This is a genomic window from Pseudomonas sp. PIC25 (assembly GCF_002286785.1).
Taxonomy (GTDB): Bacteria; Pseudomonadota; Gammaproteobacteria; order Pseudomonadales; family Pseudomonadaceae; genus Pseudomonas_M.
The window spans coordinates 14,851-30,661 of record NZ_MUJY01000113.1 but is presented as its reverse complement, the minus strand read 5'-3'; the positions used below and the strand labels follow the sequence as shown (position 1 = coordinate 30,661).

Annotated in this window: 15 protein-coding genes; 7 read left to right on the top strand and 8 right to left on the bottom strand. The window is 65.3% G+C overall.

Annotated elements, in window-relative coordinates; translation table 11 throughout:
- Positions 1-291: 291 nt before the first annotated feature.
- A complete protein-coding gene (gene zwf / locus BZL41_RS13665) occupies positions 292-1,716 on the bottom strand; it encodes a glucose-6-phosphate dehydrogenase (protein WP_218224515.1) in 1,425 nt (474 codons plus the stop codon).
- Positions 1,717-1,937: 221 nt separating this feature from the next.
- On the opposite strand from zwf, the gene hexR reads away from it, so the two are divergent.
- Entirely contained in the window at positions 1,938-2,804 is an 867-nt protein-coding gene (hexR, locus tag BZL41_RS13660; RefSeq protein WP_095599802.1) for a transcriptional regulator HexR, read from the top strand.
- A 91-nt stretch (positions 2,805-2,895) separates the two neighbouring features.
- Positions 2,896-3,120 (top strand): PA3496 family putative envelope integrity protein, encoded by a 225-nt coding sequence (locus BZL41_RS13655; RefSeq protein ID WP_095599801.1) that lies wholly within the window; start codon positions 2,896-2,898, stop codon positions 3,118-3,120.
- Here BZL41_RS13655 and BZL41_RS13650 read toward each other — a convergent pair.
- Entirely contained in the window at positions 3,062-4,009 is a 948-nt protein-coding gene (locus BZL41_RS13650; protein ID WP_168190999.1) for a LysR family transcriptional regulator, read from the bottom strand. The genes BZL41_RS13655 and BZL41_RS13650 overlap by 59 nt on opposite strands.
- A 240-nt stretch (positions 4,010-4,249) precedes the next feature.
- On the opposite strand from BZL41_RS13650, the gene BZL41_RS13645 reads away from it, so the two are divergent.
- Genes BZL41_RS13645 through BZL41_RS13630 form a run of 4 tightly spaced genes read left to right on the top strand, consistent with a single transcriptional unit; the run spans position 4,250 to position 8,832 of the window.
- Positions 4,250-5,665: an acetyl-CoA carboxylase biotin carboxylase subunit gene (locus BZL41_RS13645; RefSeq protein WP_095599799.1), complete on the top strand. Its 1,416-nt coding sequence runs from the start codon at positions 4,250-4,252 to the stop codon at positions 5,663-5,665.
- A gap of 57 nt (positions 5,666-5,722) precedes the next feature.
- Positions 5,723-7,528 (top strand): sodium-extruding oxaloacetate decarboxylase subunit alpha, encoded by a 1,806-nt coding sequence (oadA, locus tag BZL41_RS13640; RefSeq protein ID WP_095599798.1) that lies wholly within the window; start codon positions 5,723-5,725, stop codon positions 7,526-7,528.
- A gap of 57 nt (positions 7,529-7,585) precedes the next feature.
- A complete protein-coding gene (locus BZL41_RS13635) occupies positions 7,586-8,527 on the top strand; it encodes a sodium-dependent bicarbonate transport family permease (RefSeq protein WP_095599797.1) in 942 nt (313 codons plus the stop codon).
- A 2-nt stretch (positions 8,528-8,529) separates the two neighbouring features.
- On the top strand, positions 8,530-8,832 hold the full coding sequence (locus tag BZL41_RS13630) for a P-II family nitrogen regulator (RefSeq protein WP_095599796.1): 303 nt from the start codon (positions 8,530-8,532) through the stop codon (positions 8,830-8,832).
- Between the two features lie 122 nt (positions 8,833-8,954).
- On the opposite strand, the gene BZL41_RS13625 is transcribed toward BZL41_RS13630, so the two are convergent.
- From BZL41_RS13625 to BZL41_RS13615, 3 genes are read right to left on the bottom strand one after another with little or no spacing between them, the layout of a single operon-like run.
- Positions 8,955-9,632 carry a GNAT family N-acetyltransferase gene (locus BZL41_RS13625; protein WP_095599795.1) on the bottom strand — a complete coding sequence of 226 codons (678 nt, stop codon included), beginning with the start codon at positions 9,630-9,632 and terminating at the stop codon, positions 8,955-8,957.
- Between the two features lie 10 nt (positions 9,633-9,642).
- The gene (locus BZL41_RS13620; RefSeq protein WP_095599794.1) at positions 9,643-10,083 is read right to left on the bottom strand and encodes a GNAT family N-acetyltransferase; all 441 of its coding nucleotides are present in this window, start codon (positions 10,081-10,083) and stop codon (positions 9,643-9,645) included.
- 11 nt (positions 10,084-10,094) lie between these two features.
- Positions 10,095-10,736, bottom strand: a complete 642-nt coding sequence (locus BZL41_RS13615) for an FMN-binding negative transcriptional regulator (RefSeq protein WP_095599793.1) — start codon at positions 10,734-10,736, stop codon at positions 10,095-10,097.
- A 124-nt stretch (positions 10,737-10,860) separates the two neighbouring features.
- On the opposite strand from BZL41_RS13615, the gene BZL41_RS13610 reads away from it, so the two are divergent.
- On the top strand, positions 10,861-12,327 hold the full coding sequence (locus BZL41_RS13610) for a PLP-dependent aminotransferase family protein (protein WP_095599792.1): 1,467 nt from the start codon (positions 10,861-10,863) through the stop codon (positions 12,325-12,327).
- A gap of 12 nt (positions 12,328-12,339) precedes the next feature.
- Here BZL41_RS13610 and BZL41_RS13605 read toward each other — a convergent pair whose 3' ends face one another.
- The 3 genes from BZL41_RS13605 to BZL41_RS13595 form a co-directional block, all read right to left on the bottom strand.
- On the bottom strand, positions 12,340-12,735 hold the full coding sequence (locus tag BZL41_RS13605; RefSeq protein ID WP_095599791.1) for a hypothetical protein: 396 nt from the start codon (positions 12,733-12,735) through the stop codon (positions 12,340-12,342).
- Positions 12,736-12,951: 216 nt separating this feature from the next.
- Positions 12,952-14,382, bottom strand: a complete 1,431-nt coding sequence (locus BZL41_RS13600) for a sodium:alanine symporter family protein (RefSeq protein ID WP_095599790.1) — start codon at positions 14,380-14,382, stop codon at positions 12,952-12,954.
- 104 nt (positions 14,383-14,486) lie between these two features.
- Positions 14,487-15,740, bottom strand: a complete 1,254-nt coding sequence (locus BZL41_RS13595; RefSeq protein WP_095599789.1) for a dicarboxylate/amino acid:cation symporter — start codon at positions 15,738-15,740, stop codon at positions 14,487-14,489.
- Between the last annotated feature and the right edge of the window lie 71 nt (positions 15,741-15,811).

The following is a 15,811-nucleotide window of genomic DNA, read 5'->3' as shown; positions in this document are numbered from 1 at the left end:
GAGTGCTCTCCTTGCCTTGGGTCATGGACCGGAAGTGGTCCGGGAGCCGGGGACATAGCGAGGGGCGTGCCAGGAAGGAAAAAGAGCAGGTAATTCAAATAGATAGGCGAACGGCAAGCTCGTCGATAAGCCTCGATGCGAAGGCGATCACAAAAAAGTGCGCAAGAAGTTGCGCACTACTGCGCAAGTTTTTGCGCAGTGGGCAGAGAGCCAGGCAACGCAACGGCTACCCGCATTCATCCACAAGGTTATCCACAGTATGCTGGCAGAAAGTTGCGCAGCCGGCTGGCGTCATTCGTGCCAGGCGCGGCCCTGTAATTCCAGCAGGCTGTGGGCCAGTTCCGGGCCGGTCGAGCCGGCCGGATAGGGGCGGGGTTTCTGGTAGTGCCGGTGCCAGCCCTCGATGATCGGATCGACCCAGCGCCAGGCCGCTTCCACCTCGTCACGACGCATGAACAGCGTCGAATCGGCTTCGATCACGTCCAAAAGCAGGCGCTCATAGGCGTCCCAACGGCGTTTCTGGCGGAAGGCATGGGCGAGGTCGAGGTCCAGTTCCACCGGGTCGAGGCGCATGCCCTTGCCGGGGACCTTGGCCATCAGTTGCAGGCTGATGCGTTCTTCCGGTTGCAGGCGGATCAGCAGACGGTTGGCCTCGCAGCCGTTGAACAGCAGGTGTGGAACCGGCTTGAACTGGATGACGATTTCCGAGCGCTTGCGATCCAGGCGTTTTCCGGTGCGCAAGAAGAACGGCACGCCACTCCAGCGCCAGTTATCGATTTCCACCTGAACAGCGACGAAGGTCTCCGTATCGCTGTCGTTATCGACACTTTTCTCGAAATAGTACGCCGGCACGTCATGTCCGCCGACTTTGCCGGCACTGTACTGGCCGCGTACGGTCTTGTCCTTCACGTCGAGCCCGGCGATGGGTTTGAGCGCTTCGAGGATTTTCACCTTCTCGTTGCGCACCGACTCCGCGTCGAAACGCACCGGGGCTTCCATCGCCACCAGGCAGAGCAGTTGCAGCAGATGGTTCTGGATCATGTCGCGCATGGCGCCGGCGCGGTCGTAGTAGCTGCCGCGGTTTTCCACGCCGAGGGTTTCGCAGACGCTGATCTGCACGTGGTCGATGTGTCCGGCGCGCCAGATCGGCTCGAACAGGGCGTTGGCGAAGCGCAGTGCCATGAGGTTCTGCACGGTTTCCTTGCCCAGGTAGTGATCGATGCGGAACACGCGGGATTCGTCGAACACCGCGCCGATGGAGGCGTTGATCGCCTGGGCCGATTCCAGCGAGTGGCCGATCGGCTTTTCCAGCACGATACGCGTGTCGTCACCGGCGAGGCCGGCTGTCTTCAGGTAGGCGGCGATGTCTTCGAACAGGTCGGGCGCGGTGGCCAGGTAGTAAATTCGCCCGCGCTGGCAGCGGCTGCCGAGGTGCTTGGCCAGCCGGCCGTAGTCGGCGCTCTGGCTGGCGTCCATGGCCAGGTAGTCGAGGCGTTCGGCGAAGCCCTGCCAGGTCTGCGGATCGAAGTCGGCGCGTGCCACCTGGGCCCGGCAATGGCGTTCGGCGAGGGCGCGGTAGGCGTCCATCCCGAGGTTGCGTCGGGCCAGGGCGAGGATGCGCATGTCGGCCGGCAGGCGGCCTTCGCGGTGCAGGTGATAGAGCGCCGGCAGCAGTTTGTGTAGGGCCAGATCGCCGGTGCCGCCGAAAACCAGCATGTCGCAGGGCTTGGTCAATTGCGTTCTCCGAGACACATTACCTGGGCGCGAAAGCGAGCCATGTAGTATAACTACAAGCGCACTACCAGACTGTTGAAACGCGTTTTCAACAGCCTGCCATGAGTGCGAGAACCCATTCCAAACTGCTGCGCCCGCCTGGCGCGGACATTTTCGAATGGCGTCTCGTCCCGACCTGACGATCATAACCCGAGTCCTTTCCAGTGAATCTGTTGCAACACATCGCTCAATCGCGCCACCTGCTACGCAAATCGGAACTCAAGGTGGCCGATCACGTGCTGCTCGATCCGGCAGCGGTGATGCACAGCTCCATGGCCGATCTGGCCCATGACGTCGGCATCAGCGAGCCGACCATCGTCCGTTTCTGCCGCGCCATCGGTTGCAGCGGCTTCCAGGACCTCAAGCTGAAACTGGCGCAGAGCCTGGCGGCTGGCGCCAGCTTCGGCCAGTTCGCCATCCACGAGGACGACTCGGTGGCGGACTTCAGCCTGAAAATCTTCGACACCACCCTGCACACCCTGATGGAGGTCCGTGAGCGCCTCGACCCGGAGGCCCTGCAGAAGGCCATCGCCGCCTGCGCCCAGGCCCAGCGGGTGGAGTTCTACGGCTTCGGCGCGTCCGGTGCGGTGGCGGCGGATGCGCAGCACAAGTTCTTCCGCCTGCTGCTGACGGCGGCGGCCTATTCCGACCCGCACATGCAGGCGATGTCGGCGGTAACGCTCAAGCCCACCGACGTGGCGATCTGCATTTCCCAGTCGGGCCGTTCCAAGGACCTGCTGATTACCGCCAACCTCGTGCGTGAAGCGGGCGCCAACCTGATCACCCTGTGTCCGAGCCAGACGCCGCTGGCCGAGCTGGCCACGGTCAACCTGGCCATCGACGTGCAGGAAGACACCGAGATCTACACCCCGCTGACCTCGCGGATCGCCCACCTGGTGGTGATCGATGTGCTGGCCATGGGCGTGGCCATGGCGCGCGGCCCGACCCTGGTCAACCACCTCAAGAGCGTCAAGCGCAGTCTGCGCAGCCTGCGCTTGTCGCCGAAGACGGTGAAGGCCGCCGAGGATTGATCTTTCATCGAAGCGTCATCATGTTGCCCTCAAGGCGTAACCACCCCGGAGGAAGCTGCGGCTACCGCACCTCACCCCAGGGAGACGCGCCATGTCCCGGCATCACGATACGCATCAAGACGACCACGGCCTGGATTCCAAGGCCCGCCGCAAGCTGGCCGACCAGCGCCGCATGCGCTTCCGTCGCGCCATCGAGACCTACGCCGAGCAGCGGCAGTTGCAGCAGGAGCTGTCGGATTATCCGGAGCTGATCGCGGTCAACTACCTGCTGTCGTCGCAGGCAATGTCCCGGCGAAACGCTCGGCCAGCGCACTGATCTGCGCACGTTCCTCGCGGATGAAGGCGAGGAACGCCTGTGCCACCGGCGTCAGCCGCTTGCCGCGGGCATGCACCGCGCACCAGCTACGGAACAGCGGCAGCTCTTCCACCGGCAGCTCGCGGAGCAGGCCGGTGGCCAGTTCCAGGCTCACCGCATGGCGTGGCAGCAGGGCCAGGCCGAGGCCGGCGACCACGCATTCCTTCTGCGCATCCAGCGACGCCACTTCGAGTATCTGCGCGAAGTGTGCGCGCTTCTGCTGGAAATATTCCTCGCAGGCCTTGCGGGTGCCCGAGCCGGGTTCGCGAACCAGCAGCGGGTAAGGCTCCAGGTCCTGCAGTGTCAATTTGGCGGCGCGGCACAGCGGATGACCGGGCGGGGCCACGGCGATGATGGGGTTGTTCAGGAAGGGCAGGAATTCCAGTGCCATGTCCTGCGGTACCAGGGACATGATTACCAGGTCGTCGCGGTTGTCGGAGAGGCGCTTGATCACCTGGCTGCGGTTGACCACCGTGAGGTGCAGGCTGACGTCCGGTTGCTGGCGCTTGAAGGCGGCGAACAGGTGCGGCACGAAGTACTTGGCGCTGGACTCCACCGCCAGGTTGAGCTGGCCCTGCAAGGAGCCTTGCAGGTCGGAGAGCTGCATGTCGAGGCTTTCCAGGCGCTGGAAAATATCCGTGCTGGCGCGTTTCAGTGCTTCCGCCGCTTCCGTGAGATAGAGCTTCTTGCCGACGTATTCGAACAGCGGTTGACCGACCAGCTCCTCCAACTGACGAATCTGCAGGCTGACCGCCGGTTGGGTCAGTGCCATCTCCTCGGCGGCACGGCTGTAGGACCGGCTATCGCATACCGAACGGAACACCTGTAACTGGCGCAATGTCAGGCGCATCAAGGACTTACGCATCTCGAGCCGATCTCATCCAAGCAACCGATCGGTCAACTATAAGCCATGGCTAATAGGTAACCCAATAAATATTGATTTGGGTTAATCGCTGTGAGCGCCTAGGGTAAATAAGCGACCGCAAGCCATGCTTCGGTCACGCGTCGACCGGCTTCGGAAGCGCTTATCGGTAAATCGTGAAGTCTTTCGCAGTCGTTCGCCTGTTCACTCGGTCGAGGGAAACCTGACGTGATCAAGAAAATCCTGATCGCCAACCGCGGCGAGATTGCCGTCCGCATCGTGCGCGCCTGCGCCGAGATGGGCATCCGCTCGGTGGCCATCTACTCGGAAGCCGATCGCCATGCGCTGCACGTCAAGCGTGCCGACGAGGCGCACAGCATCGGCGACGACCCGCTGGCGGGTTATCTGAACCCGCGCAAGCTGGTCAACCTGGCGGTGGAAACCGGCTGCGATGCGCTGCATCCCGGTTACGGCTTCCTCTCCGAAAATGCCGAGCTGGCGGAGATCTGCGCCCAGCGCGGGATCAAGTTCATCGGGCCGTCGGCCGAGGTGATCCGCCGCATGGGCGACAAGACCGAGGCGCGGCGCAGCATGATCGCCGCCGGCGTGCCGGTGACACCCGGCACCGAGGGCAATGTGGCCGACCTCGACGAGGCGCTGCGCGAGGCCGAGCGCATCGGTTACCCGGTGATGCTCAAGGCCACTTCCGGCGGGGGCGGTCGGGGCATCCGTCGCTGTAACACCCGCGAGGAGCTGGAGCAGGCCTACCCGCGGGTGATCTCCGAGGCGACCAAAGCCTTCGGTTCGGCGGAGGTCTTCCTCGAGAAGTGCATCGTCAACCCGAAGCACATCGAAGCCCAGGTGCTGGCCGACAGCTTCGGCAACACCGTGCACCTGTTCGAGCGCGATTGCTCGATCCAGCGGCGCAACCAGAAGCTCATCGAGATCGCCCCCAGCCCGCAGCTCACTCCTGAGCAGCGCGCCTACATCGGCGACCTGGCGGTGCGTGCGGCCAAGGCGGTCGGCTATGAGAACGCCGGCACAGTGGAATTCCTTCTCGCCGAGGGCGAGGTGTATTTCATGGAGATGAACACCCGGGTCCAGGTGGAGCACACCATCACCGAGGAAATCACCGGGATCGACATCGTCCGCGAGCAGATTCGCATCGCCTCCGGCCTGCCGCTGTCGGTGAAACAGGAAGACATCCAGTACCGAGGCTATGCGTTGCAGTTCCGCATCAACGCCGAAGACCCGCGCAACAACTTCCTGCCCAGCTTCGGCAAGATCACCCGCTACTACGCTCCCGGCGGCCCCGGCGTGCGCACCGACACGGCGATCTACACCGGCTACACCATTCCGCCGTACTACGACTCCATGTGCCTGAAGCTGGTCGTCTGGGCGCTGACCTGGGAGGAGGCCCTTGCGCGCGGTTCGCGGGCGCTGGACGACATGCGCGTGCAGGGCGTGAAGACCACCACCACCTACTACCAGCAGATTCTCGCCAACCCGGACTTCCGCAGCGGCCAGTTCAACACCAGCTTCGTCGATGACCATCCTGAGCTGCTGAATTACTCGATCAAGCGCAGGCCGGGCGAGCTGGCCCTGGCCATCGCCGCTGCCATCGCCGCCCATGCAGGTTTATGAGCGACAGGCGCCTCCGCCGCTTGCGGCTCGACGCTTGTAGCTCCCTAGGAGAATACGATGAGTAAGAAGATTTTCGTCACCGATACCATCCTGCGCGATGCCCACCAGTCGCTGATCGCCACCCGCATGCGCCTGGAAGACATGCTGCCGATCTGCGAGAAACTCGACCGGGTCGGCTACTGGTCGCTGGAAGTCTGGGGCGGCGCCACCTTCGACGCCTGCGTACGCTTCCTCAAGGAAGACCCGTGGGAGCGTCTGCGCCAACTGCGCGCCGCGCTGCCCAATACCCGTCTGCAGATGCTCCTGCGCGGGCAGAATCTGCTGGGCTACCGGCACTACAGCGACGACGTGGTGAAAGCCTTCGTCGCCAAGGCAGCGGTGAACGGCATCGACGTGTTCCGCATCTTCGACGCGATGAACGACGTGCGTAATCTGCGCGTCGCCATCGAGGCGGTGAAGGCGGCCGGCAAGCATGCCCAGGGCACCCTCTGCTACACCACCAGCCCGGTGCACACCATCGACGCCTTCGTTGCCCAGGCCAAGCAGATGGAAGCCATGGGCTGCGATTCCGTTGCGATCAAGGACATGGCCGGCCTGCTTACACCGTACGCCACCGGTGAGCTGGTCAAGGCACTGAAGGCCGAGCAGTCGCTGCCGGTGTTCATCCACTCCCACGACACCGCTGGCTTGGCCGCCATGTGCCAGCTCAAGGCGATCGAGAACGGCGCCGACCACATCGACACCGCCATCTCCGCCTTCGCCTGGGGCACCAGCCATCCGGGCACCGAGTCGATGGTCGCTGCGCTCAAGGGCAGCGAGTACGACACTGGCCTCGACCTCGAACTGCTGCAAGAGATCGGCCTGTACTTCTACGCGGTGCGTAAGAAGTACCACCAGTTCGAGAGCGAATTCACCGCCGTGGACACCCGCGTGCAGGTCAACCAGGTGCCGGGCGGGATGATGTCCAACCTGGCCAACCAGTTGAAGGAGCAGGGCGCGCTGCACCGCATCAACGAAGTGTTCGACGAGATCCCGAAGGTACGCGCCGACCTCGGCTTCCCGCCGCTGGTCACGCCGACCTCGCAGATCGTCGGCACCCAGGCGGTGTTCAACGTACTCGCCGGCGAGCGCTACAAGACCATCACCAACGAGGTGAAGCTGTATCTCCAGGGACGCTACGGCAAGGCGCCGGGTAAGGTGGATGAAAAGCTGCGCCGCCAGGCCATTGGCAGTGAAGAGGTGATCGAGGTGCGCCCGGCTGACCTGCTCAAGCCGGAAATGGCCAAGCTGCGTACGGAGATCGGCGCCCTCGCGAAGAGCGAAGAGGACGTGCTGACCTACGCCATGTTCCCGGACATTGGCCGCAAATTCCTCGAAGAGCGCGCAGCCGGCACCCTGACCCCCGAAGCGCTGCTGCCGATCCCGGATGGCAGCCAGGCGGCGGTCGGCGGCGAAGGTGTGCCCACCGAGTTTGTCATCGACGTGCACGGCGAGAGCTACCGCGTGGACATCACCGGCGTCGGCGTGAAGACCGACGGCAAGCGCCACTTCTACCTGTCCATCGACGGCATGCCGGAAGAGGTGGTGTTCGAGCCGCTGAACGCGTTCGTCGGCGGCGCCGGCGGCAAGCGCAAGCATGCCAGCGCGCCGGGCGACGTCAGCACCAGCATGCCGGGCAACATCGTCGACGTGCTGGTGAAGGAAGGCGACGTGGTCAAAGTGGGCCAGCCGGTGCTGATCACCGAAGCGATGAAGATGGAGACCGAGGTGCAGGCGCCCATCGCCGGCACGGTCAAGGCCGTCCACGTGGCCAAGGGCGACCGGGTGAACCCCGGCGAGGTCCTGATCGAAATAGAAGGTTGATCGAGCAGTCCCCTGGGAGCCGCAAGGCTCCCTTTTTTTAACCGCTTTGGAGTTGTGATGAGTCTCGATCCTGTCGTGCTGTTCTTCATCTTCGGCCTGGTCGCCGGGTTGGTGAAAAGCGAGCTGAAACTGCCGCCGGCGCTGTACGAGACGCTCTCCATCGTGCTGCTGCTGGCCATCGGTCTGCATGGTGGGGTGGAGTTGGCGGAGCAGGCCAGCCCGGCGCTGCTCGGCCAATCGCTGCTGGTGCTCGGGCTGGGCATCTGCCTGCCGCTGCTGGCGTTTCCGGCGCTGCGCCTGCTCGGCTTTTCGCGGGTCGATTCGGCCAGCGTGGCCGCCCACTACGGTTCGGTGAGCGCCGGTACCTTCGCCGTGGTAGTCGCCTTCATGGTGGCCAAGGGCATCGCCTTCGAGAGCTACATGCCGCTGTTCGTGGCGATCCTGGAGATTCCGGCGATCCTGGTGGGCATCGTCCTGGCCAAGGGCATTTCCCGCGAGACGCACTGGAAGGAGCTGGGCCGTGAGATTTTCCTCGGCAAGAGCATCATGCTCCTGCTTGGCGGCCTGGTGATCGGCGCGATCGCCGGCAAGGAGTCGATCAAGCCGCTGGAGCCGCTCTACACCAGTATGTTCAAGCCAGTGCTGGCGTTCTTCCTGCTGGAAATGGGATTGATCGCCTCCGGGCAGCTCAGCGCACTGAAACGCTTCGGCGCCAAGCTGGCGCTGTTCGCCCTGTGCATGCCGCTGGTCGGTGCCCTGGTGGGGGCTTTGCTGGCCCGGGCCATGGGCTTGTCGCTGGGCGGCACGGCGATGCTCGCCACGCTGGCTGCCAGCGCTTCCTATATCGCGGTGCCAGCGGCGATGCGCCTTGCGGTGCCGGAGGCCAATCCGTCGCTGTCGCTCACGGCCTCCTTGGGAATCACCTTCCCCTTCAATATCCTGGTGGGCATTCCGCTGTACCTGGCCCTGGCCGAAACCCTGATCGCATGGGGACTCTGAAAATGCCTGCCCATACCCGTACGCTGCTCACCGTGATCTGCGAAGCGGCACTGGAAAAGAAACTGGAAGCCGACCTGGACCAGCTCGGTGCCCCCGGCTGGACCCTGTCGGACGCCCGCGGACGCGGTAGCCGGGGCGTGCGCAGCGCCGGCTGGGACACCGAGGGCAACATCCGCCTGGAGGTCATCTGTGCCCGCGAAGTGGCCGAACGCATCGCCCACCACTTGCAGGATCACTATTACGCCAACTATGCCATGGTCTGCTACCTGGCGGAGGTGGAGGTGCTGCGGCCGGAGAAGTTCTGAGAGCCTGTCCCGGATGCGCTTCTCCGGGCAGGTCGGGCTCTCGTCTTCTGTAGGTGCGAGCGCTGCTTGCGAATGGCGACACAAAAGCATCGCCAGCAGAGCTGGTTCCTACACAGCACGGCTCAGCTTCGCAGTGCCTCCAGACGTTGCCGTTGGCGCCCCTCGGCATCGAAGTTCTCCTCCGCCAGCCATCGCTGGAACGCTTCGCGCAGCGCCGGCCATTCGTGGTCGACCATGGCGAACCAGGCGGTGTCGCGGTTACGGCCCTTGACCACCCGGTGCTGGCGAAAAATCCCCTCGAACTGGAAACCGAAGCGCTCGGCGGCGCGCATGGAGCGCTGGTTGGCGGCGTTGCACTTCCATTCCAGGCGGCGATTGCCCAAGGCGAAGGCTTCCTCGGCGAGGAGGAAGACCGCCTCGGTCGCTCGCGGGCTGCGCTGCATGCGGGCGCCGAAGGCGACGTGACCGATCTCGATGCTGCCGTGTTCCGGCACGATGGACAGGAAGCTGAGCAGCCCCTGGACCTGTCCGCTGCGCCGATCCACCACGCTGTAGAACAGCGGATCCTGTGTCGCGGCATTGTCCGTCAACCAGGCATCGAAATCCGCACGCCGCGCGAACGGACCGTAAGGCAGGTAGTCCCACAGCGCCGGGTCGGATTCGGGGCCTTGCAGTGCTTGCCAGAGATCGTCGCCGTGCCGCTTCGGGTCGAGCGGTTCCAGGCGGATGTAGCGGCCTTCCAGCGTCCGTGGCGAGGGCAGGGCGGCGGCGTGCCAGTCGAGCAGATCATCCTGATGCATGGGTTCTCCTTCAGAGCAGATGGCGATATTGCACGAAGCCCGAGCGGTCGGCGATCCGTTCGTACAGCTTCATGGCCTCGGTGTTGGTCTCGTGGGTCAGCCAGTGTACGCGCGAGCAGCCGGCGGCTTGGGCCGTTGCGTAGACGTGCTCGATCAGCCGGCGGCCGACGCCTTCGCCGCGCAGGCCCTCGGCGACGAACAGGTCCTGCAGGTAGCAGTAGTCGCCGCCGGTCCAGCAGGAGCGGTGGTAGATGAAGTGCACCAGGCCCACGGCGCGGCCGTCGAGCCAGGCCAACGCCGCGTGCATGGGCTCCACTGGATCGAGGAAGCGTTGCCAGGTGACGGCGCTGGTCCCGGCCGGGATGTCCGTCTGGTAGAAACGCTGGTAGCCCTGCCAGAGCGGCAGCCAGGCGTCGTGGTCGGCTGCGCTGATGGGGCGGATTTCGAGCATGGGACCTCCTGTCAGGATGAGCGGGATACTTCAGTCATTCGTTGGGCGAGAGCCCGGTCATTGGTACCGGGGCTGTCGGCGAGGGCGTTGTGGACACCGGCGAAATCCTCCGCGCTACGGTTCTGGCTGAGCTTCCACTTGCCTTCCAGGCGACGGATCGGCAGCGAGAAGCCGACGATGGCGCGCAGCATGCCGTCGACGTAGCCGGGCGGCGCGTCATCCACCGACCACGGATGGACGCGGTCTTGCTCGTGGCGCTCGCTCAGCCGGCTGACCAGTGCGCGCAGGCGCTGCGGGTCGTCGTAGATCTCGGCCTGGCCGTAGGCATGCACGGCGATGTAGTTCCAGGTCGGCACCGCCTTGCCGTGTTCCGCCTTGCTCGGGTAATAGCCGGGGCTCACGTAGGCGTCGGGGCCGGAGAAGATCACCAGGGCCTCGGCCCCGTCCGCGAGCCGGCGCCACTGCGGGTTGGCGCGGGCAAAGTGGCCGTGCAGGGTGCCGAACTCGCCGGCCTGCGGGTCGAGCAGCAGCGGCAGGTGGCTGGCTTCGGGCCCCTGTTCGCCTGGGGTGACCAGGATCGCCAGCGGGCTGGCATCGATCTGTGCGTGCAGGCGGGGCAGGTCTTCGACGCGGAAGGCCGCTGGCAGGTACATGGTGGGGCTCCAGGGAATCGTTGAAGCCTGATCCTAGGGGGCGGATTGGTCCGTTGAAAGAGCCATTCATGGCTATTTTCAGTAGTCCAATTTAGGCTGCTGGCTTTCCAGTCGGATCGCCGCCATGAACGCCACGACCTTGCCCTTCGACCCCGCCGGCATCCGTCTCGACCCGAGCCGGGGGTTGGCCCGGCAGCTATACCAGGCCTTGCGCGAGCGCATCCTCGATGGGCGCATGACCAGCCGCACGCGCCTGCCGGCCAGCCGCGACCTGGCACGGGCGCTGGGGGTGTCGCGCAATACGGTGGTGCGCGCCTATGACCAGTTGTATGCCGAGGGCTTCATCGAGGGCCGCACCGGCGATGGCACCTATGTCGCCGGACTTGGTGGCGTTCCGGTGTCGTCAGGCGCAGTGGCGAGCCCCTCGGCCGAGCCGGCGTCGAACCGGCAGGTCCAGTTGCAGGCGCATCGCCTGGATAGCCGCCGCGAAGGCGCGCCCAGGGCGTTCCGGGTCGGGATTCCGGCCTTCGACCTGTTCCCCTTTGAGGTCTGGGCCCGTTTGCAGGCGCGCTTCTGGCGCAACCCGCCGCTGGAGCGCCTGGGCTATGGCGAGGCGGCGGGCGATCCACACTTGCGCGAACTGATCGCCGCCTACCTGCGCAGTGCGCGCGGCCTGCAGTGCGAACCGTCGCAGGTGATCGTCACCAGCGGCGCCCAGCAGGCGATCAGCCTGTGCGCCCGGTTGTTGTTGGAGCCGGGCGACAGCGTGGCGGTGGAGAATCCTGGCTACCGCGCCGCCGGCCATGCCCTGGCGGTAGCCGGGGCGCGGTTGCAGGGTGTGGCGGTGGATCACGAAGGGCTGGATACCGGGCAACTGGCAGGATTGGCCGACTGCCGGCTGGTCTACGTCACCCCCTCGCACCAGTACCCCAGCGGCGTGACCCTGTCCCTGGCACGCCGACTGGAGCTGCTGGACTGGGCCGAGCGCGAGCGGGGCTGGATTCTCGAGGACGACTACGACGGCGAGTACCGCTACAGCGGCACGCCCCTGGCACCCCTGGCCGCGCTCGACCGTAAGGGGTGCGTGCTCTACATCGGCACCTTCTCCAAGATCGCCTTTCCCGGCCTGCGCCTGGGCTATCTGGTGGTACCGCCGGTGCTGGCCGAGGCCGTCGCGCAACTGCGCGCGTTGGACATGCGTCACTCGGAAATCGGCACCCAGGCGGTCATGGCGGCGTTCATCGCCGAGGGCCATTTCCAGCGCCACATCCGGCGCATGCGCCGCGCCGCCCGTTCGCGAAGGGACGCGCTGTTGACGGGTTGGCCGGCCCAGGTAGCGGGTTGCCAGCCGCTGCCGACGGTGGAGGCCGGGCTGCACCTGAGCGTGCGGGCGGAGAGCCAGGCACGGGAGCGCGAGCTGATCGAGCGCGCCGCCGCAGTCGGCGTGGAGATCAATGCGCTCAGCGATTACTGGCTGCCGGACCCCGCTGCCGACCCGGACAGCCGGGCCGGTCTGGTGCTGGGGTTCGCCGGTGTCGACGAGCGTCGCATCGGCGAGGCACTGCGGGCCCTGGGGAGCGCCTGGCAGTAGGGCGGAGGCGGCTCAGCGCGACAGTCGATAGGCCCGACGGATATCGATCAGGTCTTGGTGGGTGCAGGTCTGCGGCTGTTCGGCGGTCAGGTCGTAGCAGCGTTGGCCGAAGCCCATCGGCCAGTAAATGATGGCGAACGGCGGCCAGAAGATGGAGGCCACGCGGAAACGTGCGCGCAGCTTGCCCTGACGGATCAAGGTGCCGTTCTCATCGCTGAGCTTGTAGGGAATGCCGCCGGTGGCGGTCCAGTAGAAGGGCTTGGTCTTCACCAGACCCTGGGAATATTGCTGCGGGCGCTCGTAGACCGAGACCTTCGCCTGTTCGGGCAGCTTGAAATAGGCCTTGGTAGAGCAACCACTGGCAACGATAGCCAGCGCGACGACGCTCGCCAGTTTCTTGATCTTCATGGGTTCTGTCCTTGTATGGCATGGGAGCGGGAGGCCGCGCGGATCGCGCGGGGCCGCGACTATACAAGAGACGAACGCAATGATGGCAAAATGCCGTTCACAAAAGCGGCGCCGACCGTCAGAACACAAAAAAAGGCATGGAAGGCGATCTGCCCTCCATGCCTTGGCTGTGGATGAATCGCCGGGGTGCGACTCATCCGCTGGTTAGCATCCGGTTCAGCGCTGGTGTACGGCAGCGGCGGTCACATGCGGCTCCGGACGCGGCTCCGGCCAGGCAGCCGGATCGAGTTCCAGGTCGGCATATTCGCGACGGTCGAACACCGGGCGCTCGATCCCGGCCTTCACCTGGGCGTCATAGTCGCGCATCAGGCGCAGGCCGGTCTTGAACAGCAGCGCCACGGCCACCAGGTTGACCAGGGCCAGCAGACCCATGGTCACGTCGGCGAAGGCGAACACGGTGCCCAGGTCCTGCAGCGAGCCCCACATCACCAGGGCGATGACCAGGGCGCGGTAGCCGATCACCACCGGACGCTTCTCGCTGAAGAAGCTCAGCGCGTTCTCGCCCAGGTAGTAGTTGTAGATCAGCGTGGTGAAGACGAAGAGCAGCAGCGCCAGGCTGACGAAGATCCGGCCCCACTCGCCGACCACCGCCGCCAGGGCGTTCTGGGTCAGCAGCACGCCGGCGATCTCGGCGCCCGGCTGGTACACGCCGGAGAGCAGGATGATCAGCGCGGTGCTGGTGCAGATCAGCAGGGTGTCGATGAACACGGAGAGGGACTGCACGATGCCCTGGGCGGCCGGGTGCTTCACCTCGGCGATGGCGGCCACGTTCGGTGCGCTGCCCAGGCCGGCTTCGTTGGAGAACAGGCCGCGCTTGACGCCCATCAGGATCGCCGCGCCGATGCCGCCGGCGAAGGCCGGCTCCAGGCCGAAGGCGCTCTTCACGATCAGCGCCAGGGTCTGCGGAACTTGGTCGATGTTGCCGCCGATGACGAACAACGCCATGGCGATGTAGGAGAACGCCATCACCGGCACCAACACGTCCGCCATGCTGACGATGCGCTTCACGCCGCCGAAGATGATCGCGCCGATCACCACCGCCAGGAGGATGCCGCACAGGTAGGTCGGCAGGCCGAAGGTGTCATGCAGGGAGCTGGCCACGGTGTAGGACTGCAGGGCATTGAAGCCGAAGCCGAAGGTCACCAGCAGCAGGATCGAGAAGACGATCGCCAGCCAGCGCTGGCCGAGGCCGTGGAGGATGTAGAAGGCCGGGCCGCCGCGGTAGGTGCCGTCTTCCTCGCGGCGCTTGTAGAGCTGCGCCAGGGAGCACTCGAAGTAACTGGTGGCCATGCCGAGCAGGGCGACCAGCCACATCCAGAACACCGCACCCGGTCCGCCGAGGGTAATGGCCACGGCCACCCCGGCGATGTTGCCGGCGCCGACGCGGCCAGCTACCGACAGCATCAGCGCCTGGAACGAGCTGAGCTGGCCGGGTTGGCGCTGGAAGGCCTCGGCGAAGATACGGAACATGGTGCCGAAGTAGCGGAACTGTACGAACCGGGAACGTACCGTGAAGTACAGGCCCAGGCCCACCAGCATGACGATCAGGACTTTGCTCCAGAGGAGGTCGTTGATCAGGTCCAACATGAGAATTTCTCCCGTTTTGTTCTTTTAGTGAGAAAAGCACCGGCGCAGCGGCTGTCGAGCCGATGCGCCGGACGGTATCCCGCCCCGACGGGATACCTGGGTTGTCACTCCTTGGTGGAGCGGTTGTACACCTCGAGATCCAGTTCCTTTTCGCTGCGGCCGACCAGGGCCGAGGTCATCAGGTCGCCCGCCACGTTCACGCTGGTGCGCGCCATGTCGAGGATGCGGTCGATACCGGCGATCAGCGCCACGCCTTCCAGCGGCAGGCCGACCGAGGTCAGTACCAGGCCGAGCATGATCAGGCCGGCGCCCGGCACACCGGCGGTGCCGATGGAGGCCAGGGTCGCGGTGAGGATGATCATCAGGTACTGGCTGGCGTTCAGATCGATGCCGAAGGCCTGGGCGATGAACAGCGCCAGCACGCCCTGGTAGATCGCGGTACCGTCCATGTTGATGGTGGCGCCCACCGGCAGCACGAAGCCGGCCACGCCCTCGGACACACCGAGGTTCTTGCGGGCGCACTCGATGGACACCGGCAGGGTGCCGGAGCTGCTGGAGGTACTGAAGGCCACCGCCAGCGCCGGGGCGATGCCCTGGAAGAAGCGCAGCGGGTTGAGGCGGGCCAGCAGGCTCAGTAGGCCGCCGTAGACCAGCAGCACGTGGGCGATGCTGGCCAGGTAGATCACGCCGATCACCCCGGCCAGCGGCAGCAGCACTTCGGCGCCGTGGCTGCCCACCACGCCGGCGATCAGGGCGAACACGCCGTAGGGCGCCAGACGCATCACCAAGTCGGTGAGTTTGTAGAAGGTTTCCGCCAGGCCGTCGAACAGCTTCACCACTGGCGCGGCCTTCTCGCCGACCAGGTTCATGCTCACGCCCAGGCCGATGGCGAACACGATGATCTGCAGGATGTTGCCTTCGGCGAAGGCGGTCACCGGATTGCTCGGCACCAGACCGACCAGAATGCTCACCAGCGACGGCGCCTGCTTGGCCTCGTCGGCGCCACTGGCGACCATGTGCATACCCTCGCCGGGGCCGAACAGGCCGCCGAACAGCAGGCCGATGCTCACGGCGAACGCCGTGGTGATCAGGTAGATGGCGATGGTCTTGACGCTGATCCGGCCGAGCTTGCGGGTGTCGGCCATGGAGGTGATGCCGGCCACCAGCGAAACGAACACCAGCGGCACGATGAGCATCTTGATCGCGTTGAGGAACAGGCTGCCGATGGGCGCCAGGACTTGCGCGTCGTTCTTGAACAGCACGCCGGTGGCGACACCGAGGGCGAGACCGATGAGGATCTGCTGCCACAGCGGCAGCCGGCCCCAGAGACGCAAAGGTAGGGTAGTGCTCTGACTCATGTTTTTATCACCCGGATTGTTGTTGTCGGAACGGCCGTCTGACGCGACCTTCGGTGTGCCGCCCGGCAGGC

Excerpts from the sequence above, each read along its gene's own strand:
- zwf (WP_218224515.1), bottom strand. The coding sequence starts at position 1,716 with ATGCTGGTTTTCGGCGGCACCGGCGATCTGGCCCTACACAAACTGCTG.
- BZL41_RS13655 (WP_095599801.1), top strand. The coding sequence starts at position 2,896 with ATGTCCCGGCATCACGATACGCATCAAGACGACCACGGCCTGGATTCC.
- BZL41_RS13650 (WP_168190999.1), bottom strand. The coding sequence starts at position 4,009 with ATGCGCCTGACATTGCGCCAGTTACAGGTGTTCCGTTCGGTATGCGAT.
- oadA (WP_095599798.1), top strand. The coding sequence starts at position 5,723 with ATGAGTAAGAAGATTTTCGTCACCGATACCATCCTGCGCGATGCCCAC.
- BZL41_RS13635 (WP_095599797.1), top strand. The coding sequence starts at position 7,586 with ATGAGTCTCGATCCTGTCGTGCTGTTCTTCATCTTCGGCCTGGTCGCC.
- BZL41_RS13630 (WP_095599796.1), top strand. The coding sequence starts at position 8,530 with ATGCCTGCCCATACCCGTACGCTGCTCACCGTGATCTGCGAAGCGGCA.
- BZL41_RS13625 (WP_095599795.1), bottom strand. The coding sequence starts at position 9,632 with ATGCATCAGGATGATCTGCTCGACTGGCACGCCGCCGCCCTGCCCTCG.
- BZL41_RS13620 (WP_095599794.1), bottom strand. The coding sequence starts at position 10,083 with ATGCTCGAAATCCGCCCCATCAGCGCAGCCGACCACGACGCCTGGCTG.
- BZL41_RS13615 (WP_095599793.1), bottom strand. The coding sequence starts at position 10,736 with ATGTACCTGCCAGCGGCCTTCCGCGTCGAAGACCTGCCCCGCCTGCAC.
- BZL41_RS13610 (WP_095599792.1), top strand. The coding sequence starts at position 10,861 with ATGAACGCCACGACCTTGCCCTTCGACCCCGCCGGCATCCGTCTCGAC.
- BZL41_RS13605 (WP_095599791.1), bottom strand. The coding sequence starts at position 12,735 with ATGAAGATCAAGAAACTGGCGAGCGTCGTCGCGCTGGCTATCGTTGCC.
- BZL41_RS13600 (WP_095599790.1), bottom strand. The coding sequence starts at position 14,382 with ATGTTGGACCTGATCAACGACCTCCTCTGGAGCAAAGTCCTGATCGTC.
- BZL41_RS13595 (WP_095599789.1), bottom strand. The coding sequence starts at position 15,740 with ATGAGTCAGAGCACTACCCTACCTTTGCGTCTCTGGGGCCGGCTGCCG.